Source organism: Salinimicrobium sp. TH3 (assembly GCF_026676115.1).
Taxonomy (GTDB): Bacteria; Bacteroidota; Bacteroidia; order Flavobacteriales; family Flavobacteriaceae; genus Salinimicrobium.
On the sequence record NZ_JAPONB010000007.1, the window covers coordinates 137231 to 162404 of the forward strand.

General features: G+C 42.4%; 24 protein-coding genes. 12 read left to right on the forward strand and 12 right to left on the reverse strand.

Annotated features, from left to right (window positions below; genetic code table 11):
* Window positions 1–163 precede the first annotated feature (163 nt).
* Entirely contained in the window at window positions 164–937 is a 774-nt protein-coding gene (locus OU683_RS12020) for a CDP-alcohol phosphatidyltransferase family protein (protein WP_268138611.1), read from the forward strand.
* Between the two features lie 258 nt (window positions 938–1195).
* On the opposite strand, the gene OU683_RS12025 is transcribed toward OU683_RS12020, so the two are convergent.
* The 5 genes from OU683_RS12025 to OU683_RS12045 form a co-directional block, all read right to left on the reverse strand.
* Window positions 1196–1378 (reverse strand): hypothetical protein, encoded by a 183-nt coding sequence (locus tag OU683_RS12025; RefSeq protein ID WP_268138613.1) that lies wholly within the window; start codon window positions 1376–1378, stop codon window positions 1196–1198.
* A gap of 357 nt (window positions 1379–1735) precedes the next feature.
* Window positions 1736–2476, reverse strand: coding sequence for an LPS export ABC transporter ATP-binding protein (lptB, locus tag OU683_RS12030; RefSeq protein WP_228912832.1), 741 nt, complete (start codon window positions 2474–2476; stop codon window positions 1736–1738).
* Between the two features lie 136 nt (window positions 2477–2612).
* Window positions 2613–2963 (reverse strand): carboxymuconolactone decarboxylase family protein, encoded by a 351-nt coding sequence (locus OU683_RS12035; RefSeq protein ID WP_268138615.1) that lies wholly within the window; start codon window positions 2961–2963, stop codon window positions 2613–2615.
* Window positions 2960–3793 carry a twin-arginine translocase subunit TatC gene (gene tatC / locus OU683_RS12040; protein WP_268138617.1) on the reverse strand — a complete coding sequence of 278 codons (834 nt, stop codon included), beginning with the start codon at window positions 3791–3793 and terminating at the stop codon, window positions 2960–2962. The genes OU683_RS12035 and tatC overlap by 4 nt, the downstream gene beginning before the upstream one ends.
* On the reverse strand, window positions 3793–4758 hold the full coding sequence (locus OU683_RS12045; RefSeq protein ID WP_268138619.1) for a KpsF/GutQ family sugar-phosphate isomerase: 966 nt from the start codon (window positions 4756–4758) through the stop codon (window positions 3793–3795). Before OU683_RS12045 ends, tatC begins: the two co-directional genes overlap by 1 nt.
* An 85-nt stretch (window positions 4759–4843) precedes the next feature.
* Between OU683_RS12045 and OU683_RS12050 the strand changes: the two genes are divergently transcribed.
* Together OU683_RS12050 and OU683_RS12055 are read left to right on the forward strand one after the other, a co-directional pair.
* On the forward strand, window positions 4844–7045 hold the full coding sequence (locus OU683_RS12050; protein WP_268138621.1) for an ATP-dependent DNA helicase RecQ: 2202 nt from the start codon (window positions 4844–4846) through the stop codon (window positions 7043–7045).
* Between the two features lie 513 nt (window positions 7046–7558).
* A complete protein-coding gene (locus OU683_RS12055; protein ID WP_268138623.1) occupies window positions 7559–8491 on the forward strand; it encodes a peptidylprolyl isomerase in 933 nt (310 codons plus the stop codon).
* A gap of 103 nt (window positions 8492–8594) precedes the next feature.
* Here OU683_RS12055 and OU683_RS12060 read toward each other — a convergent pair whose 3' ends face one another.
* The gene (locus tag OU683_RS12060; protein ID WP_268138625.1) at window positions 8595–9230 is read right to left on the reverse strand and encodes a peroxiredoxin; all 636 of its coding nucleotides are present in this window, start codon (window positions 9228–9230) and stop codon (window positions 8595–8597) included.
* 178 nt (window positions 9231–9408) lie between these two features.
* On the reverse strand, window positions 9409–9978 hold the full coding sequence (locus OU683_RS12065) for a thioredoxin family protein (RefSeq protein WP_268138627.1): 570 nt from the start codon (window positions 9976–9978) through the stop codon (window positions 9409–9411).
* An 88-nt stretch (window positions 9979–10066) separates the two neighbouring features.
* Between OU683_RS12065 and OU683_RS12070 the strand changes: the two genes are divergently transcribed.
* The 5 genes from OU683_RS12070 to OU683_RS12090 all read left to right on the forward strand — a co-directional run bounded on the left by OU683_RS12070 (window position 10067) and on the right by OU683_RS12090 (window position 14674).
* Entirely contained in the window at window positions 10067–10525 is a 459-nt protein-coding gene (locus OU683_RS12070; protein WP_268138629.1) for an Mpo1 family 2-hydroxy fatty acid dioxygenase, read from the forward strand.
* A gap of 224 nt (window positions 10526–10749) precedes the next feature.
* Complete coding sequence (locus tag OU683_RS12075) at window positions 10750–11088, forward strand: tRNA-binding protein (RefSeq protein WP_268138631.1); 339 nt, start codon at window positions 10750–10752, stop codon at window positions 11086–11088.
* Between the two features lie 28 nt (window positions 11089–11116).
* Complete coding sequence (locus OU683_RS12080; RefSeq protein ID WP_268138633.1) at window positions 11117–11413, forward strand: DUF6660 family protein; 297 nt, start codon at window positions 11117–11119, stop codon at window positions 11411–11413.
* Between the two features lie 55 nt (window positions 11414–11468).
* Complete coding sequence (locus OU683_RS12085; protein WP_268138635.1) at window positions 11469–13652, forward strand: TonB-dependent receptor; 2184 nt, start codon at window positions 11469–11471, stop codon at window positions 13650–13652.
* A 377-nt stretch (window positions 13653–14029) separates the two neighbouring features.
* Window positions 14030–14674, forward strand: a complete 645-nt coding sequence (locus OU683_RS12090) for a cation efflux transmembrane domain-containing protein (RefSeq protein ID WP_268138637.1) — start codon at window positions 14030–14032, stop codon at window positions 14672–14674.
* A 387-nt stretch (window positions 14675–15061) separates the two neighbouring features.
* Here OU683_RS12090 and OU683_RS12095 read toward each other — a convergent pair whose 3' ends face one another.
* From OU683_RS12095 to OU683_RS12105, 3 genes are all read right to left on the reverse strand, one after another.
* Complete coding sequence (locus OU683_RS12095) at window positions 15062–17575, reverse strand: M14 family zinc carboxypeptidase (RefSeq protein ID WP_268138639.1); 2514 nt, start codon at window positions 17573–17575, stop codon at window positions 15062–15064.
* Window positions 17576–17658: 83 nt separating this feature from the next.
* Complete coding sequence (locus OU683_RS12100) at window positions 17659–18048, reverse strand: PUR family DNA/RNA-binding protein (RefSeq protein WP_268138641.1); 390 nt, start codon at window positions 18046–18048, stop codon at window positions 17659–17661.
* Between the two features lie 75 nt (window positions 18049–18123).
* Entirely contained in the window at window positions 18124–19881 is a 1758-nt protein-coding gene (locus OU683_RS12105; RefSeq protein WP_268138643.1) for an ABC transporter ATP-binding protein, read from the reverse strand.
* A gap of 124 nt (window positions 19882–20005) precedes the next feature.
* Here OU683_RS12105 and OU683_RS12110 point away from each other — a divergent pair, with 124 nt between their 5' ends.
* The 4 genes from OU683_RS12110 to yajC all read left to right on the forward strand — a co-directional run bounded on the left by OU683_RS12110 (window position 20006) and on the right by yajC (window position 22956).
* The gene (locus tag OU683_RS12110) at window positions 20006–21103 is read left to right on the forward strand and encodes a Glu/Leu/Phe/Val family dehydrogenase (protein ID WP_268138645.1); all 1098 of its coding nucleotides are present in this window, start codon (window positions 20006–20008) and stop codon (window positions 21101–21103) included.
* Between the two features lie 87 nt (window positions 21104–21190).
* On the forward strand, window positions 21191–22129 hold the full coding sequence (locus OU683_RS12115; RefSeq protein WP_268138647.1) for a transcription antitermination protein NusB: 939 nt from the start codon (window positions 21191–21193) through the stop codon (window positions 22127–22129).
* A gap of 49 nt (window positions 22130–22178) precedes the next feature.
* Window positions 22179–22631, forward strand: coding sequence for a DUF1573 domain-containing protein (locus tag OU683_RS12120; protein ID WP_268138649.1), 453 nt, complete (start codon window positions 22179–22181; stop codon window positions 22629–22631).
* A 28-nt stretch (window positions 22632–22659) separates the two neighbouring features.
* Entirely contained in the window at window positions 22660–22956 is a 297-nt protein-coding gene (gene yajC, locus OU683_RS12125) for a preprotein translocase subunit YajC (protein WP_228912852.1), read from the forward strand.
* A gap of 166 nt (window positions 22957–23122) precedes the next feature.
* Here yajC and OU683_RS12130 read toward each other — a convergent pair whose 3' ends face one another.
* Both OU683_RS12130 and pepT read right to left on the reverse strand, forming a co-directional pair.
* The gene (locus OU683_RS12130; RefSeq protein WP_268138651.1) at window positions 23123–23716 is read right to left on the reverse strand and encodes a YdeI/OmpD-associated family protein; all 594 of its coding nucleotides are present in this window, start codon (window positions 23714–23716) and stop codon (window positions 23123–23125) included.
* Window positions 23717–23846: 130 nt separating this feature from the next.
* Entirely contained in the window at window positions 23847–25091 is a 1245-nt protein-coding gene (gene pepT, locus OU683_RS12135) for a peptidase T (protein ID WP_268138653.1), read from the reverse strand.
* Window positions 25092–25174 lie beyond the last annotated feature (83 nt).

Below are 25174 nucleotides of genomic sequence, written 5' to 3' on the forward strand. Positions count from 1 at the left end.
AATCCGTGACAAGTACTAAAAAAATTCTTGTCTCCTGAATCTTTCCTTTTGCCCTATTTTTTAACCTTAACCCGCAACCCGCAACCCGCAACCACTAACCCGCAACCACTAACCCGCGACGTGCAACCGGAAATTTTCCTATTTTTACACAAAACCAACCAATATGAGCCTAGCTAAACATGTCCCGAATGCCATTACTTTAATCAACCTGTTAAGTGGTAGCATAGGAGCCATATTTGCGGTGCAGGGTGATCTGGTCATGGCTGCGATCTTCGTAGCACTGGGGATCTTTTTTGATTTTTTTGACGGACTGGCCGCACGCGCCCTCAATGTGAAATCTGAACTTGGTCTCCAGCTTGATTCCCTCGCCGATATGGTCACCAGCGGTCTCGTGCCTGGTATTGTTATGTACCAGCTTTTTAGGCAGGCACTCCCGGGATCAGCTGTTCAACCTAAAGACTGGACCACGGGACAGGACGTACTGGAATGGAACCTTCCTGTTCTTGCCTTGTTTGGATTGCTGGTTACTCTTGCTTCAGGCTATCGCCTGGCAAAGTTCAATATTGACGAGCGGCAAACAGATTCTTTCATTGGTTTGCCTACCCCGGCGAATGCCTTGCTAATATTAAGTCTGCCGCTGATCCTTATTTTTCAGCCGCAGCCTTTGCTTGTAGATATCATCCTTAATCCCTGGTTCCTTGCTGCACTTACTTTGTTCAGTTGTTTTATGCTGAATGCAGAGATTCCTTTGTTCGCATTGAAATTCAGCAGCTGGGGTTTTGCAGAAAACAAGGTCCGTTACCTGTTCCTTATCTTCTGTGTTATTCTGCTCATCTTTCTTCAATTCGCTGCAATACCTTTGATCATCATTAGTTATGTAATTGTCTCCATGATCACGAATAAGAGTAGTGGAGAGGCGGCAGTCGAAACCCGGTAGAGCGTAGCTTTTGCGTAGGGAAGAATCTCTTGTTTACTGAAGAGATTCCTCCTGCGTCGGAATGATATTCGGGTTCCTCTGTCATTCAGAGCGAAGCGTTTGGGGAGCGAAGAATCTCTTGTTTACTGAAGAGATCCTCTTGCGTCGGAATGACATTCGGGTTCCTCTGTCATTCAGAGCGTAGCTTTTGCGGAGCGAAGAATCTCTCGTTTACCGAAGAGATTCCTCGTTCCTCGGAATGACATTCGGGTTCCTCTGTCATTCAGAGCGAAGCGTTTGCGGAGCGAAGAATCTCTTGTTTTCCTGAAGAGATTCCTCGTTCCTCGGAATGACATTCGGATTCATCTGTAATTCAGAGCGCAGCTTTTGCACAGCGAAGAATCTCTTGTTTACTGAAGAAATTCCTCCTGCGCGGGAATGACATTCGGGTTCCTCTGTCATTCAGAGCGCAGCTTTTGCGGAGCGAAGAAACTCTCGTTTTCTTGAAGATATTCCTCCTGCGTCGGAATGACATTCGGGTTCCTCTGTCATTCAGAGTGTAGCTTTTGCGGAGCGAAGAATCTCTTGTTTACTGAAGAGATTCCTCCTGCGTCGGAATGACAATCAATTCATCCTGTCATTCAGAGCGCAGCTTTTGCGGAGCGAAGAATCTCTTGTTTACTGAAGAGATCTTCTTGCGTCGGAATGACATTCGAATTCATCTGTCATTCAGAGCGAAGCTTTTGCGTAGCGAAGAATCTCTTTTTTACTCCAGAGATTCCTCCTGCGTCGGAATGACAATCGGATTCATGGGAATCCTTACTGAAAAAGTTTTTTCTTCCTCAATTCGAAATTTTGTCCCAGGTAAACCTTCCTTACCATTTCGTCTTCGGCAAGTTCCTCGGGGATTCCGGCCTTAAGAATGCGCCCCTCAAACATAAGGTAAGTGCGATCTGTAATAGCCAAAGTTTCCTGAACATTGTGATCGGTAATAAGGATCCCGATGTTTTTATTTTTCAGTTGGGCGACAATCCGCTGAATATCTTCCACGGCCACAGGGTCAACTCCAGCAAATGGTTCATCCAGAAGAATAAAATTTGGATCTGTAGCCAGGGCACGGGCTATTTCAGTACGCCGGCGCTCTCCCCCGCTTAAAAGATCTCCACGGCTTTTGCGGATGTGTCCCAGACCGAATTCTTCTATAAGGGATTCCATCTTCATTTTACGTTCCTTTTTGGAGAGCTTTGTAAGCTCCAGAACGCTCATTATATTGTCTTCTATACTAAGCTTTCTAAAAACCGAAGCTTCCTGGGCCAGATATCCAATTCCATACTGCGCACGTTTGTACATTGGGAATTTGGTAATGTTTTCCCTGTCAAGAAAGATCCTTCCGCCATTTGGTTTGATCAATCCTACGATCATATAGAAAGAAGTGGTTTTTCCGGCTCCGTTGGGACCTAGCAGTCCCACAATCTCCCCCTGATTTACTTCCAGGGATATGCCTTTTACAACTTCACGACCTTTATAGGATTTTACAAGACTTTCGGCGTATAACTTCATTTTTAAGATGTTAGTAGTGAGATATGAGAATTGAGATGTGCAATTATCGTGCAATTCCTAAAGATAAAAAGTTTGAAGGTCTTATAACTAATCTGGAAAGAGTTTAGTTAAGACCTTCTTCGTTAATCCTTAGTCCTTAAGCATTATTCATTTCTAAAGCTTCCCAAAACTCATACGCCCTGCGAAGATGTGGGATCACAATAGTTCCTCCCACCAAAGTAGCTATACTTAGTGCTTCCATTACTTCTTCCTTTGAAAGTCCTTCTTTATAGCTGGTTTCAAGGTGATACTTAATGCAGTCATCACAACGTAAAACGGCTGAGGCTACTAAACCAAGTAGCTCCTTAGTCTTCACATCCAACGCCCCTGCAGTAAATGCATTAGTGTCGAGGTTAAAAATACGTTTTATGATCTTGTTGTTATCGCCAAGGATCTTGTCATTCATCTTCTGGCGATATTCATTGAATTCTTCTACCTGGTTTTTCATTGCTTTTGTTTTCTTAATTTTCGATTTTCCTTCCTTATAACTATCCGCGAGATCACAATACTCACCTCATATAACACAAGCACCGGAATAGCTACAATGATCTGACTCAAAATATCGGGCGGGGTAATAATAGCCGCAAGAATTAGTACTATCACCAAAGCGAACTTCCTGTACTTCCGAAGAAACTCAGGTGTTACCAATCCAATTTTTGTAAGGAAATATATTATAATAGGTAATTCGAATATGATTCCGCAGGCTACCACCGAGGAACGTACCAGGCTTATATAACTTCCAATGTCAAATTCGTTCAATACCACTTCACTTACCTGGTATTTTCCGAGGAAATTAATAGAAAGTGGTGTCACTAGGTAATATCCAAAAAGTACTCCCAGGAAGAACAGGATGGAAGAAATGAAAATAAAGCCTCTCGATGTATTTCTTTCGTTGGCATACATAGCGGGAGAGATAAATTTCCAGAATTCATAGATGATATAAGGGAAAGCAATTATGAAACCTGCTGTAATGGAGGTCCAAACGTGTGCAGAGAATTGCCCACCCATGGTTCTGGACTGTATGGTGAAAGGCATATCATCAAAACAGAACCCGCCTTCCAGGCCTACAAATGTAGAAAGGCGACAAAGTATGTCATATGTGAAAAAATCGGCCTTGGTGGGGCCGAATAACAAAGTATCGAAAATGAAACCTTTAGCTAAAAAAGCTGCACTTCCTGCTACTACTACTGCCAGGGATGCCCTAATGAGGTGCCAGCGCAAATCCTCAAGGTGATCCAAAAATGACATTTCATCGGCAGATTTTTCTACTTTCGCCATTAAATGATTCCTTCTCTTATTAGGTTGTGTAAGTGTACCACGCCGTAATATTTACCGTCTTTTACAGCCAGTAATTGTGAGATCTTATTTTCTTCGAGCATATCCATTGCATCTACAGCCATTGCATCAAACTCAATGGTTTTGGGATTAGGGCTAAGAATGTCCCTGGCCGTTAAACCTGAAATGTCAATGCTTTTTTGGAGCATACGTCGTATATCACCATCTGTCACAATTCCCAGAATTTTTTCATTTTCGAGCACCGCAGTTACCCCCAGCATTTTTTCGGAGATCTCTACGATCACCTGTGGAATAGGAGTATCTGGGGCTACCCATGGTTTCTGATTTTGGTCGGCTATATCACTAACTCTTAGGTATAATTTTTTACCCAATGCTCCTCCCGGATGGTATTTTGCGAAATCCTGGCTTGAAAAGCCCCGCAAGTCGAGCAGGCAAACAGCCAGGGCGTCACCAATAACAAGTTGGGCAGTGGTGCTGGTGGTAGGGGCGAGGTTATTAGGACAGGCTTCCTTTTCTACAAAGGAATTGAGAATATAATCGGCCTGTTTTCCCAAAAAGGAATCTGTACTTCCGGTGATGGCGATAAGGGTATTTCCGAAATTCTTGATTAGAGGCACTAATACTTTGATTTCGGGAGTATTTCCGCTTTTTGAAATACAAATCACCACATCGTCCTGTAAAATAGTGCCCAGGTCCCCGTGAATAGCATCGGCAGCATGCATGAATACTGCAGGAGTACCGGTAGAATTCAGGGTGGCGACAATTTTAGTGGCGATCACAGCACTTTTTCCAATTCCGGTAATGATGACTCTACCACTGGATTTGTACACCGCCTGTACGGCTTCAGCAAAATTATGGTCTAATAATTGCTCTAATTTCGCTATAGCTTTGGCTTCAGTTAAAATGGTTTCTCTTGCTACAGAGAGTATTTTTTCTTGAGGTGTCAAATTTGTAGAGTTAGAAGATTGTATGGAGTAAAGAAAAATGTATCTTTATTTTGTGCAAATGTATGTAAAATTGTAACACAATTGAATGACTTCGCAGGAAATCGATTTACACGAACAGCTTAAGAAATACTTTGGTTTTAGCCAGTTTAAGGGCCTTCAGGAGGAGGTAATAAAGAGTATAGTTAATGATCATAATACCTTTGTGGTAATGCCCACAGGAGGTGGAAAATCTCTTTGTTATCAATTACCGGCGCTTATAAAAGAAGGAACTGCAATTGTTGTCTCCCCCTTGATCGCTTTGATGAAGAACCAGGTGGATGCAATTCGTGGAATTTCTTCTGAACACGGCATTGCTCATGTGCTAAACTCCAGCTTAAACAAGACTGAAGTGAAGCAGGTGAAGGAAGATATCACCAATGGAATTACCAAGCTTCTTTATGTTGCGCCCGAATCTCTTACCAAAGAAGAGAATGTCGAGTTTTTACGCAGCGTAAAAATATCTTTTATGGCCATAGATGAAGCTCACTGTATTAGTGAGTGGGGACATGATTTTAGGCCGGAATACAGAAACCTGAGGCATATTGTCAAACGAATTGGAGATGATATCCCTATCATTGGCCTAACGGCGACAGCTACTCCCAAGGTGCAGGAAGATATACTGAAAAACCTTGCTATTACAGATGCCCGCACTTTCAAGGCTTCCTTTAACCGTCCAAACTTATATTATGAAATACGGCCTAAGACCAAAAATGTGGATGCCGATATCATAAGGTTTGTTAAGCAGAACCAGGGAAAATCGGGTATTATTTACTGTCTTAGCAGGAAACGGGTGGAGGAGCTCGCTCAAACTTTGCAGGTGAATGGAATATCAGCTGTCCCATATCATGCCGGTCTTGATGCCAAGACCCGTTCCCGTCACCAGGACATGTTCCTTATGGAGGAAGTAGACGTTGTAGTGGCGACTATCGCCTTTGGAATGGGAATTGACAAGCCCGATGTGCGGTTTGTGATCCACCACGATATTCCCAAAAGTATAGAAAGTTATTATCAGGAAACAGGTCGAGCAGGAAGAGATGGAGGCGAAGGCCATTGTCTCGCGTTCTACGCCTATAAAGATATTGAGAAGCTGGAGAAATTTATGAGTGGTAAGCCGGTCGCCGAGCAGGAGATTGGCCAGGCACTCCTTCAGGAAGTGGTGGCCTTCGCTGAAACTTCTGTTTCCAGGAGAAAATTTATCCTGCACTACTTTGGAGAGGACTTCGATGAAAAAACCGGCGAAGGAGCCGATATGGATGATAACGTACGGAATCCCAAGAAGCAACATGAGGCAAAAGAAGAAGTAGTATTGTTGTTGCGAACAATTAAGGAAACCAAACAGTTATATAAGTCCAAGGATGTGGTGAACACCTTAGTAGGTAAATCTAATGCCATGATCAAGTCTCACCGTACAGATGAGCATGAACTCTTTGGGAAAGGTGCCGACAAAGATTCCAAGTATTGGATGGCTTTGTTACGACAGGTACTGGTAGGAGGATTTCTGCGGAAAGATATTGAAACTTACGGAGTTGTGAAGCTTACCGATAAAGGGGAGAAATTCCTGAAAAAGCCGGATTCTTTCATGATGACCGAAGATCACATCTATGAAATGGGCGGCAACGACGGAATAGTTACTGCAGCCAAATCGGGCGGTGGTACCGATGAAAGACTTCTAAAGATGCTTAAGGATCTGCGTAAAAAGATCGCTAAGGATCTTGGGCTTGCAACCCATCTTATTTTTCAGGATCCTTCTCTGGAAGACATGGCCCTGAAGTATCCTGTTTCTCTTGAGGAACTTGGAAATATTCATGGAGTAGGGGAAGGAAAAAAATCCAAACCTTACAGTAAGAAATTTGTAGAACTTATCTCCAATTACGTCGAGGAAAATGATATAACGCGTCCCGATGATCTGGTTGTGAAAACTACCGGTGCCAACAGTGGCCTTAAGTTATATATCATTCAGAATGTAGATCGTAAACTGCCGCTAGACGATATCGCCTCTGCAAAAGGCATGGAAATGACCGCATTTATTAAAGAAATGGAAGCCATTGTCTACAGCGGTACCAAGCTGAACATCAACTATTGGATTGATGAGATCCTGGATGAAGATCAGCAGGAAGAGATACATGATTATTTTCTCGATGCCCAAACCGATAAGATCGAAGATGCTCTCGAGGAATTCGAAGGTGATTATGATGAAGAAGAATTACGGTTATACAGAATCAAATTTATTAGTGAAGTAGCGAATTAAAGAAGAGATCAATAATTTGAATTTACAGCCGGAACGAGAGTTTCGGCTTTTTTTGTCTTCTGTCATTCAGAGCGCAGCTTTTGAGCAGCGAAGAACTCTCGTTGTCCATAAGAGATTCCTCCTGCCGTCGGAATGAAAAACGAAATCTTATGTTATTCAGAGCGCAGCTTTGGCGTAGCGAAGAATCTTTTGTTTTCCACCAGAGATTCCTCGTTCCTCGGAATGACAATTGAAATGCTTTGTCATTAAGAGCGCAGCTTTTGCGCAGCGAAGAATCTTTTGTTTTCCATAAGAGATTCCTCCTGCCGTCGGAATGACAACGGAAGTGGAATGTCATTCAAAGCGCAGCTTTAGCACAGCGAAGAATTTATATTAAACCGTATATTTTTTGGAAAATCAATATAATGCAAAATTTTTCCTTAACATTCTGCCAATTCTGCTTCTTTCCATAGACAATAATTAAGAAACTTTATTCATTTCTTTATCTTTGCACCTTAAATCAAAAAACAAATTATGGAACCAGGATTATATGGCATTTTTCATACCTCAAAGGGAAATATACTTGTCAAACTTGAATATACTAGAACTCCAGGTACTGTGGGGAATTTTGTAGGCCTCGCAGAGGGAAACCTGGAAAATGAAGCTAAGCCACAGGGAAAACCTTACTACGACGGACTTAAATTTCACCGTGTAATCCCGGACTTTATGGTTCAGGGAGGAGATCCTAAGGGAACCGGTGTAGGTGGACCGGGATATCAATTCGAAGACGAGATCCACCCCGATCTTAAACACGACCGTCCTGGAATTTTATCTATGGCCAATGCCGGTCCGGGTACAAATGGGAGTCAGTTTTTTATAACGCATACTGCAACTCCCTGGCTGGATGGGAAACATACAGTTTTTGGGCACGTGATTGAAGGTCAGGAAGTAGTTGATAAGATCCAGCAGGGCGATAAAATTGAAAAACTGGAAATCGTTCGTGAGGGAGAGGAAGCTAAAAATTTTAATGCAGTAGAGACTTTCCGGCAGTTCAACGGAGCAAAAGCTGAGCGTGAAGCAGCAGCCAAAAAACAGCAGGAGGAAATGATTGGTGAACTTGCTCAGGGTTTTGAAAAAACCGATAGCGGATTGCGATATAAAATGATCTCTGAAGGAAACGGTAAGAAAGCTGAGAAAGGACAAACTGTATCTGTTCACTATAAGGGAATGTTACCAGACGGTACGGTTTTCGATTCTTCCTATAAAAGAAAACAACCTATTGAATTTCCTCTGGGGAAAGGTCATGTGATAGAAGGTTGGGATGAAGGTATCCAGTTGCTTAAGGAAGGGGATAAGGCAAGATTTGTCATTCCATCCAATCTGGCATACGGTTCCCGTGGTGCCGGGGGAGTGATCCCTCCAGATGCTACCCTTGTATTTGATGTAGAGCTTGTAAAAGTGAAGTAAATACTTCAATTCAATTATGATAAGAAACCTCAGTATCCTAATGGAAGCTGAGGTTTTTTTAGTCATTAGCCATTGGTCCTTAAACCTTAAACCTTAAACTTTCTTAGTCCGGTTGAGGGGTCATTCTCAAATAGGATTTAACTTCTTTAAAACCTTTAGGAAATAATTTTTCAGCCTCCTCATTACTTACAGATGGACTTATCACCACGTCCTCTCCCGACTTCCAGTTGGCGGGTGTTGCAACTTTCTTATAGGCGGTAAGCTGCAAAGAATCTATTACCCGTAACAGCTCTTCAAAATTTCTTCCGGTGCTCGCGGGATAGGTGATCATAAGTTTGATGGTTTTATCGGGCCCAATGACGTACACAGATCTTACAGTTAGAGTATCATCTGCATTAGGGTGGATCATATCATAAAGATCGGACACCTTTCTGTCTTCATCGGCAATAATGGGGAAATTTACCGTAGTGTGTTGAGTTTCATTGATATCTTTAATCCAGTCTTTATGCGATTCCACGCCATCTACACTTAGGGCCATCACCTTCACATTCCGCTTTTCAAATTCATCCTTGTATTTGGCTGCCGCGCCGAGTTCGGTGGTGCAAACCGGGGTGTAATCTGCCGGATGGGAAAATAATATTCCCCAGCTATCCCCCAGGAAATCGTAAAAGTTGATTTTTCCCTGAGAGGTTTCGGCATCAAAGTTTGGGGCTTTGTCTCCAAGTCGTAATGTACTCATGATTAAAAGAATTTAAGAGTGAATAAACACTATAAATTTACTGAATATTAAATGCTTGGAAACGGCCCGCAGTTAAATCTGAGTTAATCTTTTTAGATATGAGACATTAGATCTGAGACTTGAGATACTGCTAGTTTCCAATAATAAATTAGAGATTTTAAACCTTAATCCTTAGGCATTAATTTTTTGGAGTGTATTTCCATTTAATAGAACATCCCACACTTGGCTTTTGAGGACCCGGTACAGGACGGCTGCCAAGCAAAGCGTCAAGAGCTTCCCTTAATTCCCTGCCGTTTATGGAATGACCGTTCCCCGGGCGGGAGCTGTCAAGTTGCCCGTGGTATACCAGCTTTTGTTGCCCGTCAAAAAGGTAGAAATCTGGGGTGCATTCTGCTTTATAATTTCGGGCTACCTCCTGCGTGCGGTCATAGAGGTAAGGGAAGGTGAAGTTGTGCTTTCGGGCAAATTTCCACATAAGATCGGGATGATCTTCAGGAACTTTTTCCACATCATTACTGCTTATGGCAACAAAACCGAATCCCAGCACGCGATAATCATTAGCTACACGCACAATTTCATCTACCACATGTTTTACATATGGGCAATGGTTGCAAAGAAACATGATCACAGTGCCCCTTTCTCCTTCTACATCGACCAGTGAATAAAGGTTTGCCGTGACAGCATCGGGTAATTCGAAATCTATTATTTCAGTTCCCAGCGGGAGCGTATTAGAAGCAGTTTCAGCCATTTTTTTAATTCATTTCCGCCTTGAAAATACAAATTTCCTGCGGAATATTCTCAGAATTACTATCTTGGTTCGACCATAATAAAATTCTATGCGCACCTTAGACCAATGGTTTTCTGAATATGCTGTAAGTCACCAGAACAAGACCAACCAGCTTATACATTATATCTGCGTACCTGCGATTTTCTTTTCTATTGTGGGCTTATTGATGAGCATTCCGCCGGGGCCTCTAACAGAAATTTTCCCAATGTACATTCCGTTTTTGGAAAATTGGGCAGTGGTAGCCCTCATCCTTGTCTTACTATTTTACATGCGGCTATCTGTTTCCATGGGAATTAAGATCCTTATTTTCGCCGGAATTTGCATCGCAGGGAATTATTTCATTTCCCAGGTCGCCACCCTCTGGCTGGTCTCGCTAATCATTTTTGCAGTTGCATGGGTGGGACAATTCTATGGACACAAGGTGGAGGGGAAAAAACCTTCATTTCTAAAGGATATTCAGTTCCTCCTCATCGGCCCCGCCTGGGTGATCAAGAAGGTGTTCGGATAATGCAAAGTTAGATTTTAGAAGTACGAAGTTAGAAGTGAATCAACATCCCCACCCCGTCCTGCGGGCACCCCTCCCAAAGGCGGGGAGGGAAAAATGAAACAAGGTGGGAAAAACAGCGTAAGAATTTTGAATCCTAAATTTTGAATCTTGAATTAATTCAGATGGCGCGGATTTGCAATCCGTGACAAGGGCAAAGCAATTCAAAAAACAACAAACAACAAACCATGAACCATATCACCTGGAAAGATTTTGAAAAAGTGGAAATGCGGGTTGGTACTATTACCGAAGTTTCAGATTTTCCTGAAGCCCGCACTCCCGCTTATCAGCTCAGGATCGATTTTGGTCCTGAGATAGGGATCCTCAAATCTTCAGCGCAGATCACAAAAAGATACTCGAAGGAAGACCTGGAGGGAAGACAGATCATTGCTGTGGTAAATTTTCCGAAAAAACAGATCGCGAATTTCATGAGCGAATGCCTGGTGCTGGGATCTGTAGGTGATGAAAATGACATTGTACTAATCCAGCCGGGGTTCAAAGTTGAAAACGGGTTGAGAGTAGGCTAGTTTCATTTCAGTTTTTTAACTTTGCAGCGTGAAAATTTTAGCTGTCTTCATTTCTCTCCTGGTAATCGTTTTAAACGGTATTCCGTGCTGTGCAGATGACTGCAGCGATGAAATTGTTTCTGAACAACAGGAATCCAAAACCCACAACAGTGAACTTTGTTCTCCCTTTTTAAACTGCGGTACCTGTAATGCAGTCGTGCTTCAGGAAGAGCCCTCAGAAATGCCATTTTCAGAACCCGTGCTGGGTAGAGAGTATATCGAGGCAGAGGAAGGATTGATTTCAGAATTTACTTTCCGCATCTGGCAGCCCCCAAAGAACAGCTGAACAACTTCGCAGGGAATTCTTCCCAAAGCTATTTTTTCAAATCCAATTTAATATAATGACACAAAAGATATTTTTGTTGCTGGCCCTTTGTTTTTTTGGCCTGGCAGCAAACGCACAGAACGTGCTTAAAATTAAAGTAATAGACGCCGAGACAGATCAACCTCTTTATGGCGCCAATGCTTCCATAGCAGGTACTACTATTGGTGCTACTGCAAATGAAGAAGGGGTGATCACCCTTGAAAATATTCCCAATGGGATTCAAATAATCAGGATAAGTTATGTGGGCTTTGCCACCCAGGAGCTCAGCATGGACTTTCCTCTTGCTGAAGAGAAATTTATCACAATAGAACTTGCTCCCGAAGGAGAGCACATGGAAGAGGTGATCATCTCTGCCACCCGTTCCCGCCGTACCATTGCCGATCTGCCTACCCGCGTTGAGGTGATCTCGGGCGAGGAACTGGGCGAAAAAGGCAACATGAAACCGGGAGATATCCGTATGTTGCTGAATGAAACCACCGGGATCCAAACCCAACAGACTTCGGCGACATCTTATAACTCCAGTATCCGTATTCAGGGGCTGGATGGGAAATACACCCAGCTGCTCAAGGATGGTTATCCATTGTACTCTGGCTTTTCCGGAGGATTGAGTTTACTGCAAATCGTACCGCTTGACCTGCAACAGGTGGAGGTGGTGAAAGGTGCTTCTTCTACACTTTATGGTGGGGGAGCCATCGCCGGACTCGTGAACCTGGTTTCCAAAACTCCGGGAGAGGAGCGGGAGATCAATTTCCTGCTTAACGGAACTTCAGCCCTGGGCCTAGATGTTAGCGGATTTTATTCTGATACCTTCGGAAAGTTTGGAACGACCCTTTTTGCTTCCTACAATTACAGCGACCCCTATGATCCTGCCGATATCGGCCTTACTGCCATTCCTGAAGTAAATCGTGTGACCGTGAATCCGAAGTTGTTTTATTACCCTTCTGAAAATGCCACTTTAGAGCTGGGAGTGAATACGGTCATTGAAGAAAGAACAGGCGGGAATATTGCCTTTTTGGAAGGTGAGGAAGTCGCAGATCCTTATTTTGAAAGGAACAACACGGAAAGGATCACTACCCGCGCGGGTTATACCGAGCTTTATGAGAACGGAAGTTCTTTGATGATAAAGAACAGCTTTAGCTTTTTCGAGCGGAAGATCGAGATCCCCGATTTCACTTTTTCGGGAGATCAGCTGGCTTCTTTCAGCGAGATCACCTACAATTTTGGTGATGTTGACCTGGAGTGGGTGGCTGGATTGAACCTCGTATCCGATAAGTTTACTCAAGATCCTACAGGAACTTCCGAAGTGGTGGATTACAACCACATCACCTATGGAGCTTTCCTTCAGAACAACTGGCGTATCTCCAATATGTTCAGCCTGGAAAGTGGATTACGTACAGATTACCAGAACGAGTACGGTTGGTTTGTGCTACCAAGACTTTCTGGATTGATCGAATTTTCTGATGCCTGGACGATGAGAGTCGGCGGCGGACTCGGTTATAAAACTCCGACCATCTTTACTGAAGATGCTGAAAGAATTCAGTTTCAAAATGTGATGCCAATAGATGTTTCTGAAACTGAAGCCGAACGCTCCCTTGGAGCAAACTTTGATATTAACTACCGTACCGACCTTTTCGAGGTGATAGACTTTAGCGTTAACACACTATTTTTCTATACCAGAGTTAATGATCCTATTATGCTGACAGCAGCATTTTCAAATGGATTTAATTCGCATTATGTTTATGACCAACCTGATGGTTATCTGGATACCCAGGGAGTGGAAGCGAATTTCCGGTTCAAGTATGGAAACTTTAAACTCTTTACAGGTTATACCCTGGCCGATGTGAATGAACATTACAATGGTGAAACCTATGAAGCTCCCCTTGTGGCGCAGCACCGTCTAAATAATGTATTGGTTTATGAAATTCATGAGAAGCTGGTGATAGGACTGGAAGGTTATTATTTTGGAGAGCAAAAGCTTGAAGGAGGCATGACCGGACAGGATTACTGGATCTTTGGGTTGATGACCGAAAAGAAATGGGATAATTTCTCTTTATTTCTAAACTTCGAGAACTTTACCGATACCCGTCAAACCCGATTTGATGATATTTATACCGGTTCAATTTCAGATCCGCAGTTCCGCGATATCTATGCACCCGTTGATGGATTTGTTATTAATGGTGGGATAAAGATCAATCTCTAATTGTTGCAGGTTGCCGGTTGCCTGTTGCGGGTTGCCTGTTGCGGGTTGCCGGTCGCCGGTTGCCTGTTGCCTGTTGCGGGTTGCCTGTTGCCTGTTGCGGGTTGCCGGTTTGAAGCCGTTGAAAAAGTGGGCAAGAATTACTGATTCTGCTGATTTATTTTAGGACAGCAGGGAAAGTTGGGCTGAAGCCATGAGAGCGGTACATTGGTAACCACTGACTGGAGCCGGTGGCTAGTCAACAATGATTTTGGTGAGAACCTGAATGCCTCCGGCTTTTGCCGGAGGATTTTGAATAGAATATTAGATCCGGGCTTTAGCCCAATGTATTTACATTCAAAAAAGTCTAATTCTAAAATTGTACTTCTAACTTTACAGATATGGAAAATGGAAAATATAAAAAGAGACTTCATTACGCGCTCATCCTCAGTTTCATTACTATTGGCTACAATTTGATAGAGGGAGTAGTTTCTACCTTTTTTGGAGCCAGTGATGACACGCTTGCACTATTCGGATTTGGACTTGATAGTTTTGTGGAAGTGCTTTCGGGCGTAGGAATTGCACATATGATCTACAGGATGAAAAGAAATCCTGTAAAGGAGAGGGATAATTTTGAAATCACTGCCCTTAGAATTACAGGAGCGGCTCTTTATTTACTTACCGCCGGCCTTGTAATCGGAGCTGTGATTGCTATATTCAACAAGTCAGAACCCCAAACTACGCTTGCAGGTATTATCATTGCGGTGCTTTCTATTCTTACCATGTACTTTCTATACAGGGAAAAGATCAAGGTAGGAGAGAAGCTGGAGAGTCAGCCGATCATTTCAGACGCAAAATGCACCAAAACCTGTTTTTACCTGTCTTTTATTTTACTCGCCTCCAGTCTGCTCTATGAGCTTTGGCAAATTCCTTATGTCGATGCCCTGGGTAGCATCGGAATTGCATGGTACGCATGGAAAGAAGGCAAAGAAGCCTTTGAAAATGCGAGATCTAAAAGTCTGAGCTGTAGTAGTGATTGCTGTTGAGTTCCTGTTACCAGTTGCGGGTTGCCTGCTCCAATTGTGGAGATAATTGGGCTAAAGCCCTTGCTCATCAGGATTTCATGAACCACTTCCTTAAGGCAGTGGTAATTCAGGTTTCTTTCCCAAAAGTTGCAACAGAAAATCCCCTCCTCCGGAAGGAGCCTGTCCCGAATTTATTTCGGGATGCCCGCAAGTCGGGCTGGGCGTTGAATATTAAACCGTCAATTGCCTCCGGCTTTAGCGGGAGGTTTACATATTAACAAGGGGAGGGCTTTAGCCCAATAAAAAGGGGTACCAAAAATGCCATTTTTGGTACCCCTTTTATTATCACTGCTTGAGGATCTAGGATCTAAGATCTAAAATCTCAAATCTCATATCTCAAATCTAACTTTACATTTCATCCCCAAAGAAAATTGCATTCATCAACAGCTTATTAGTTCCATACCAAAACGCCCGGAAATTCGTGTTATCTGTGAAGAGGATCACATTACCTTTTCCCATTGAATTGTGCTTGAAAGGGACGGTGCCGGGTAACAGTTCCAAATTCTCTTCGCTAATATAGCCGCTCAATAATGGTTTTTCGGTGTACTGTATAGGATTCTTATAAGAAGTGGAGTCTGCCTCAACAAATAAAGTAGTATCTCTAAAAAGTGCAATTTTATCATCTTTATAACCAAAGTTGATTGGATGAGAACGATCCTGTTTGGCTTCAAAAATTGCTCCCCCAATTCCCTGGGCCCCTCTAAAATCCCGTCGCTGCTCAAAAGTGATGTTTTTAGCCTGTATTTTATTTTCTTTTAATTCCAGGTCAAGAAACTCATTTTTGTCCAGCCAGGTTGCAGCATTTTTATAACCTATTAAAGTTCCGCCATTGCGGACCCATTCCTTCAGTTTTTCTGCATCTTCTTTTTCAAGGATATTGTCGCGGGAATTGGAAAGAATGATATCTGTGTAGCGGCTAAGGTCTGTTCGGGAGAAATTAGAAAGATCGAGCTTAGTGATCTTCATATCATATCGCTGGTCAAAAAGGTGCCAGATCTCACCTGCGTCATAAGGTGTAATTCCTTCCCCAACTATTAATGCAACTTTTTGAGGTTCCAGGGCACGAAACTGGTTACTTCCTAAATTAACTCCGCCTGTGAGTCCGGTATCGGCTGCATAGATCTCCACCTGGGAATGTTTGGAAACTTCCTTTAGAAAATCATAGATCTCTTCAGAATTCATTTTTTGATTCTGGGCCGGGATCAATATGGTTCCGTAGTCGAATTTTTTGTTTCCGGTGTTGAAAGGCTGCATTGCCACTTTTGCCCTTAATCCTTTGTTCAGTATGGTATTGAGAGCTTTCGGAGCTTCATATGGATGCCATTCCATTAGATAAGCATATTCACTTATTTCGGGAAGATCTACTGCGGGTCTTGTAAGACTGTCGATCTTTCTACCGGCAACATCCATTTTTGCTGCGTCTGTGAAATCGAGATTAAAAGACAAGGGGAAGGACCAGGCCGAAATATCGTAGAAAAGACTGTCCTGGAACTCTGTTCTTCTTTCAAACATGGCTTCTACAAGCCGTTGATGTTTTTGCTTTTTTGGGACTACATAGCTGCTACCGGGCTTGAAGGTTTCTCCATCCTGGCTGAATTCCTCCTGCAGTTCGTGGATTTCAACTTTATGTCGTTTTAGAATTTCGGCAAGATGAAATGCAGAAGAAGCATCTTTGTTGCTTCCAAAGACATATGCTCCTTTTTCGGCTTCTTTACGGGCGTTTTGGTAAAAGTTCCGCTGGTAATCCAGGATTTTCACCCTCATCTCTTTTGCTGCCTCGAGGGTGGAAAGCGCCGCAGTGAACTGGTTACGAATGGTGAAAGGAAAAGTGAGGATCCCATTATCGGTTTCCTGGGCATGTCCCCGGGAACTTCCCTGCTCAAAAAGGATCCCGATACTCCCCTGAATATCGGGAAAAGTAGATCCTTTTCCGTAGTAAAAGTCGTCATAATTCTCTTCAGAATAATAAAGCGAACCAATGCCATCTAAAGCCGCAGCGTGATAGGTCCCGATTTCCCGGGTCAACTCCTGGTTAAGATCTGGAGTTAAAGGATGCGTTCTCGAAGGAATTCCCGGCTGAAAGAAGAAAGTGGAATTTGATCCCATTTCGTGATGATCTGTCAGGATGTTTGGATACCATTTATGGAAAGTCTCTATTCTCGCACGACTTTCGGGCAATTGTACCGGCAGCCAGTCCCTGTTCATATCAAACCAGTAGTGGTTGGTTCTCCCTCCCGGCCAAACTTCATCATATTCCCGATCCTGAGGATCGGGGTTGATATTTTCGCTCTTGTTGGTGTTGGCCCAATAGGCGAAACGCTGTAAACCATCGGGATTGAAAACAGGATCAAAGAGGATGATGGTATTATTCAAAAGTTTATTTATTTCGGGGCCTTCGGCAGCAGCAAGGTGATATGCCGCGAGAAGCGCAGCGTTTGCACCGCTGGCTTCATTGCCATGAATGGAGAAGCCCTGATTTACAACGACGGGCATTTCAGAAGTATTGAGATCTTCGGACCCTGGTTCTGTTAAAGCTACATGTTGACGACGTATCTCTTCCAGGTTTTGGTGATTATCTTCCGAGGTTATTGTGAGAAGAATAAGGGGCCTGCCCTCAAAAGTGCGTCCACGATTCTCCAGAGTGATCCTGGGAGAAGCTTCGGCTAAAGCTCTCATGTAGTTAAGGATCTGGTCATGGCTCGCATGCCTTTCCCCGGGAAAATAACCCAGGATATCCTGCGGTTTAGGAATTTCGGGATTATAGGTTACGTGCTGCGGCAAATAATAAGAGAGGTCAATGTCTTCCTGTGCAAATAAATTAAGATTAAAAAGGAGAACAAGGGCAAGAATAAAGGATTTCATAAATAGCACTTTTGGGACCCCAATATAAAAAAAAACCGTCCCAATTGCCCGGGACGGTTTTTTTTAGTTGAAGTGTAATTCTATTATATGTCTTCGAAACTAATATCTGTAAAGGCAGCGGCAGATGGAGAAGCAGTTGCTTCTACTTTTCTTTCCTCTTCCTCTTCATACTCTTTCTTGAAGTTCTTTTGGTGGCGTTCGCTTATGACTTCTTCTCCTTTTTCATTAAGAATATAATCTGTCATCTCCTGAAGGATCTCGTTAAAACCGGCAAAATCCTCTTTGTAAAGATAGATCTTGTGCTTCTTGTAGTGGAAAGACCCGTCATCATTGGTGAATTTTTTACTCTCGGTAATCGTCAGGTAATAATCGTTTGCCTTAGTTGCCCTAACATCAAAGAAATAGGTGCGTCTACCGGCTCTTAAGACCTTGGAAAAAATCTCTTCTTTTTCAATCGTTCCATTGTCGCTCATAATCAATTTATCTTTTACGGTTTGTAAATCATAGGTTCAAAAATCCAAAAAAAATTAACATTCTACAACAAATTTTTACATTTCTTTTTCACTGAGTTGTTTCAGGTATAATTCTTTATAATAACCTTCTGTTCCAAGGAGTTGCTGATGGGTGCCACGCTGCACGATCCTGCCGTCTTCCAGGATGATGATCTTGTTGGCATTCTTTACTGAAGAGATCCTGTGGCTAACAATTATAGTGGTCTTGTCCTTGCTGATCCTGAAGAGGTTGTTAAGGATTTCCTCTTCGGTCTCTGTGTCTACTGCGGAAAGAGAATCGTCAAAAAGCAGGATTTTTGGGTTATGTACGATGGCCCGGGCAATAGACACCCGCTGTTTTTGTCCGCCAGAAAGGGTGATTCCTCTTTCTCCCAGGACGGTGTCGTAACCTTTACTGAAGCCTATAATATTCCTGTGAACGGCAGCATTTTTGGCAGCCTCAATGATCTCCTCCTCAGTAGCATCTGCTTTCCCGAATTTAATATTATTCCTAATGGAGTCGCTAAATAAGAATGCATCCTGCGGCACGTAGCCTATGCTCTCTCTAAGCTCCTTAAGGTTCATGCTTTGTACGTTCTTGCCGTCAATGGTGATCTCTCCCTTTTCAACATCGTACAAACGGCCAATCAACTCAAGGATTGTGGATTTTCCCGAACCTGTTTTTCCAATGATTGCAAGGGTCTCTCCACTTTCCACTTCAAAAGTGACATTTTTGAGGGCTGTAATATTCGTGTCTTCATAAGTAAAGGTGACATCCTTAAAGGCAATGGAGCCCTGAATGTCTTCAGGTTTATTGGAAGGATTCTGTATCTGCGGTTTTTCTTTTAGAAACTCGTTGATCCTTTTCTGTGAAGCTTCGGCTTGTTGCACAATAGAGGTGACCCATCCTACCGTAGCAACGGGCCAGGTGAGCATATTTACATAAAGCAGAAATTCCACAATAACTCCGAGATTTTCAATTTCCCCGTTGATGAATTTCCTGCCCCCAATATAAATGACCAGAATGTTACTGGCTCCAATAAGCAGGATCATAAGCGGAAAAAAGAATGCCTGTACCTTTACCAGGTCGATGTTCTTTTCTTTGTTCTCGTTGGAAAGTGTTACGAAAGAAGCATTTGTTTGGGGTTCTATCCCGTAAGATTTTATTACTGATATCCCGCTGAAGCTTTCCTGAGTAAAGGTGTTGAGCTTTGACAAATATTGCTGTACGACCGTACTTCGTTTATTAATGGCCACGCTGAGCTTATAAATGGCAAAGGAGAGGATGGGGAGGGGAGTTATGACGTAAAGTGTTAGTTCTGGCGCCTGTAGGAACATATAAGGGATCACCACAATGAACAGGATACCGGTCTGAATACTGTACATAAAAGCGGGACCAGCATACATTCGTACTTTGGAGACATCTTCACTAATCCTGTTCATGAGATCTCCCGTTCGGTTTTTTTTGTAAAAATTTAAGGAGAGGTCCTGGTATTTCCGGTAAACTTCATTTTTAAGATCATATTCGATATGCCTTGACACCACAATGATCGCCTGTCTCATCAAAAAGGTGAAAAGAGCCGCCATTAAGGTCGCACCCAGGATAAGAAGGATGTTATTCATAAGCTCGTTACGCAGAGCAGCTTCCGAAGTTATCTCATCGTTCACATATTGTTCAATGGCAGTAGTGGATTCTCCAATAAAGCGGGGAGTAAGTATGGCAAAAATTCGCGCCAGGATTGTAATGAAAATACCACCAATAAGGTGCCATTTATATTTGTAGAAGTATTTGTTTAAATGCTTAAGTTCTTTCATAAGGTTGCACCGGCTGCATTTTCAATTTCACATTTTTGTTCAGGCAAATGGCATTAAATTGAAATATTCATTATTTTCGCCCTGTAATATTTCGAATAACGAAATTAATTTAATTTTTAAACTAATGACAGTGGATGTTCTAAAGGCAAATGAACTTAAAAAAGCCGCTCCGGTCTTTGGGCAGCTTTCTTTTGATGACCATGAACAAGTGGTTTTTTGCAACGACAAAGATACAGGATTAAAGGCAATTATCGGAATTCACAACACAGTTTTAGGTCCTGCCCTGGGAGGAACACGTATGTGGAACTACAGCAGTGAATGGGACGCCGTTAATGATGTTTTGCGACTTTCCCGCGGGATGACTTTTAAAAGTGCTATTACAGGACTTAATCTTGGTGGCGGTAAAGCTGTGATCATTGGAGATGCCAAAACCCAGAAGACCCCCGAGCTTATGCGCAGGTTTGGAGAATTTGTTCATTCTTTAAGCGGAAAGTATATTACTGCCGAAGATGTAGGGATGGAAACTGCCGACATGGATACTGTACGTGAGGTAACGCCATATGTTACAGGAATTTCTGAAGATAAAGGTGGCGCAGGGAATCCTTCACCCGTTACAGCCTACGGAGTCTACATGGGAATGAAAGCTGCCGCTAAATTTCGCTACGGGACAGATGACCTGCAGGGAAGATCTGTTCTTGTACAGGGAATTGGCCACGTTGGGGAATCTTTGGTAGATTATCTTGCAAAAGAAGGTGCAGATGTGATCATAAGCGATATTAATCAGCAGAAATTAACCGAAGTCCGGGATCGCTATAATGCAACGATCTATGGCGGGGAAGATGTATATGGTGCAGATGTTGATATCTACGCCCCATGTGCCCTTGGAGCGACAATAAACGACCAGACCATTGAAAGGTTCAAGGCTTCAATTATTGCAGGAGCTGCCAATAACCAGTTGGCCGATGATACAAAGCATGGAATTATTCTTAGAGAAAAAGGAATAATTTACGCACCCGATTTTCTAATCAATGCCGGTGGTATCATCAATGTATATGCTGAACTGGAAGGTTATGGAAGAAAAGAGATCATGGAGAAAACCCAGAACATCTATAATACAACTCTTGAAATCCTTACTGCTGCCGAGGATAATGACATTTCAACTCATGAAGCTGCCCTTAAAGTAGCAAAGCAGCGAATTGCTGATAGAAAAAATAGCAAATAACCCCAGCGGTTTTTTAATTAAATAGTATTTTTGCCGGGCGAAAGGGAAAAACCTTTCGCCCTAATTTTTTAAAGTTCTTTTACAGCTATGTTGACCAGAAGACATATCAGGGTTAAAGTAATGCAGTCACTGTACGCCTATTCCCAAAGCGAAAATGACAATCTAAAAGCAGAGGAGAAATTCCTGCTTAAAAGCATGGATGAGATGTATGACCTGTATCTTTTAATGCTGGATCTTTTTGTAGAAATCAGGGATTATGCAGAGAATTACATGGAGAAATCCCAGCAAAAGCATCTGCCTTCTGTTGAAGATGTAGACCCCAACCGCAAGTTTGTTGATAACGAGTTGATCTCCCAGATAGGCAAGAACAGATCTCTTGACCTTGCGCTGGAAACCCGCAAACTCAATAACTGGAAAAATGATGATGAGTATGTGGAGATTCTTTGGTCTGAGATCAAAAAGAGCGAGCTCTACCAAAATCATATGTCTACCCGTACTTCCAGTTTTAAGGAAGATAAAGAATTTGTCATAGCAATCTTTAGAGAAATAATTGCTCCAAACGAAAAACTTTACGATTACCTGGAAGATAAGAAGATCACCTGGATAGATGACCTTCCGCTTGTGAACACTGCAATAGTAAAAATGTTGCAAAAATCATCTCAAGGTAAAGAACAGGCGCTTACTCAGCTTTTTAAAAGTTCAGATGATAAAGAATACGCGGTAGAATTATTCAGGAAAACTTTGCTTAACGATGAAAGCCTTGCCAATGAAATGGTAGGGAAAACTCCAAACTGGGATAAAGAAAGAATTGCCGATCTCGACACTATTTTGATCAAAATGGCAATTTGCGAATTCCTTAAATTTCCATCTATTCCTGTTAAGGTAACTATTAACGAATATTTAGAAATTGCTAAAGAATATAGTACTCCTAAAAGTAGTATTTTTATTAACGGGATCCTTGATAAGCTTTCAAAAGAGTACAGGGAAAACGGCAAACTGAATAAAATAGGCAGGGGTCTTATGTAGTCCTGCAAATTTTCTTAATTTTATCCACTTTAACTTTAAATTGTAAATCATGAAAAAAGGAATTTTATTACTGGCATTAATTGCTGCCTTCAATTTTACTTCCTGCAAGGAGAATGCAGCCGAAAAAGTACAGGCAGAAAACGTAGAAGAAGCTGCACTACGTGATTCACAGGATGTTGTATATCCTAAATTAACCTTTGAAAATACAGAGCACGACTTTGGAACCATCGCCCAGGGTACTAACGTAGAGCACACCTTTACTTTTACCAATACAGGGAAAGCACCTCTTGTTATTACAAATGCTTCCAGCTCATGTGGATGTACAGTTCCAACATGGACAAAAGAGCCTATTGCTCCCGGAGAAACAGGTGAAATGCTTGTAAAGTTTAACGGTAGCGGTCAAAACCAGGTCACCAAAACAGTAAATATAACTGCTAATACCGAAACCGGGAAAGAGCAAATCAAAATTAAAGCTTTTGTAGAGCCTAAGGCACAGTCTTAAGCATTAGCAAAAAGCAACAGAACTATCTATGGATCAATTAACCCAGTTTGCCCCAATTATTTTAATGTTCATTGTGGTGTATTTTTTTATGATACGTCCACAAATGAATCGTGCCAAGAAAGAAAAACAATTCTCGTCTGAACTCAAGAGAGGAGACAGAGTTGTTACCAAAAGCGGAATGCACGGAAAAATAGTTGATTTCAGTGATAAACAAAACGCAGTAATTATTGAAACCGGTGCCGGCAAGATCACTTTTGACAGGTCATCCATATCAATGGAGATGAGCCGAAAGTTAAATGAACCGGCAGTAAAGGAAACTAAATAGGTCCAAATTCCTGGATCAAATAAAAAAGCTCCCGTCATTTGGCGGGAGCTTTTTTATTGACCAAACCTAACAGGTTTTCAAAACCTGTTAGGTTTTTTTATTCTGATACATAACCGAAAGATGCTAAATCATGTTTAGCATGACGTGACTATCCTGTTTCTCTACTTCAACAATTCTTGTATTTATCATGCAGTCCCTGTCCGGCCATGATCATTGGAATGATCTTCTTTAACCTACTCTTTTTTGTTGCTTCCCTTTTTGCCTGATCTATATGTTCACAGTATTCTCGTTTTTTACCGGGAGAAAGGTTGTCAAAGGAAACTTCCAAAGCCGGATCTTCTTTAAAGGCAGCCAAAATATCTTCGGGAATCTTTACTTTTTTTGGTTTTGTGGGTTTTACCTCCCTGCCCTCTTTTTGATTTTGAATTGCTTCCAAGACGTATTTTCTCAATTCCTGAACCGGTATTTCCTGCCCTCGCTCAAACTTTATTTGTCTTAAAGCTTTGGTTTTTCCCTCCTGTGCATTTTCCAGAAGGGCAGTATTTTCTTTAAGTAGAGCTCCATTGTAAAACCAGATTCCGATATGGTTCTTAAATGCTGCAATGGAAACTACATTCTTGCCATTCACGGTATAAACCGGCGCACCCCATTTGATGGTTTCCTCAACATCTGTAGTAAGGAGCATTTCCCGTAGCTCCCTTAGCTCACTTTCCCAGGAGGGATGAGCTGCAAAATACTCTTCTGCCGATTGTACTGCCATGGTTTGGTGATTTGTTAATTGTTCTTGTTATTAACAACCCTGTCAGGGTTCTATACCGCTGACAGGCTTTGACAGATCTGCAACCCGGAACTCGCAGCTCGTAACCTGAAAATCCGGAAATCTTTAATCTTTATTTAGAATTCTTCTCGGCTGTCAGTTCTGCGATCTTCACGATCACTTCTACAGCTTTTTGCATGCTTTCTACAGGTACATATTCATACTTGCCGTGGAAATTATGACCACCGGCAAAGATGTTAGGGCAGGGCAGCCCTTTGAAACTCAATTGTGCTCCATCGGTACCACCCCGAATTGGCTTAATAAGCGGGGTTACATTCACCTGTTTCATAGCCTCTTCGGCAATGTCCACGATGTGCATCACCGGCTCTACCTTTTCACGCATATTGAAATACTGATCCTTGATCTCCACTTTTACGCAATCCCGATCCTGCTGACTGCAAATTTCCTTTGCCAGGTCTTTCATCATAAGCTTCCTTGCCTCAAAATGCTCCCTGTCATGATCCCGAATGATATAATGTAAAGTAGTTTCCTCTACATCGCCCTCCATGCCGTTTAGGTGGAAAAATCCCTGTCGATCTTCAGTATGTTCCGGTGTTTCCAGGCGTGGCAGGGAATTGATAAAATCCATTGCGATATACATGCTGTTGATCATCTTGTCTTTCGCATATCCCGGATGTACACTTTTCCCGCTGATTTTCACTTCTGCGCCTGCGGCATTGAAATTCTCAAATTCGAGTTCGCCAACCTGGCTGCCGTCCATAGTGTAAGCCCAGGCTGCACCGAATTTTTCGACATCAAATTTGTGAGCCCCACGTCCAATTTCTTCGTCGGGTGTGAAGCAAATTCTAATTTTTCCATGTTTGATCTGGGGATTTTCCAGGAGGTATTTCATTGCCTCCATGATTTCGGTGATTCCGGCTTTGTCATCGGCACCGAGTAAAGTGGTTCCGTCGGTAGTTATTAAGGTTTGTCCTTCATACTGCAGGAGATCACCAAAATATTCCGGTGACAGGATAATATTCTTTTCCTTATTTAAAACGATGTCCTTTCCGTCATAATTTTCAATGATCTGTGGATTCACATTTGTTCCTGAAAAGTCCGGGGTGGTATCGAAGTGGGAAACAAAGCCAATGACCGGCACATTATGATCTACATTTGAAGGAAGGGTAGCCATAACGTAAGCATTTTCATCTATGCTTACTTCCTGCATGCCCATTGCCTGCAATTCATCCTTAAGTTTGTTTGCTAAATCCCACTGTTTCTCTGTACTGGGAGTGGATTCGCTGGTTTCATCACTTTGAGTATCTATCTTAACGTAGCTTAAAAAGCGGTCAATAATATCCTGCTTATTCGTCATTTTTGCTGAAGTTTTCTCAAAAATAGCGATATATCAAATAGGTTCAAAACCTTTTCTCTTTTCCTCTTATTTTATTCAGCTTT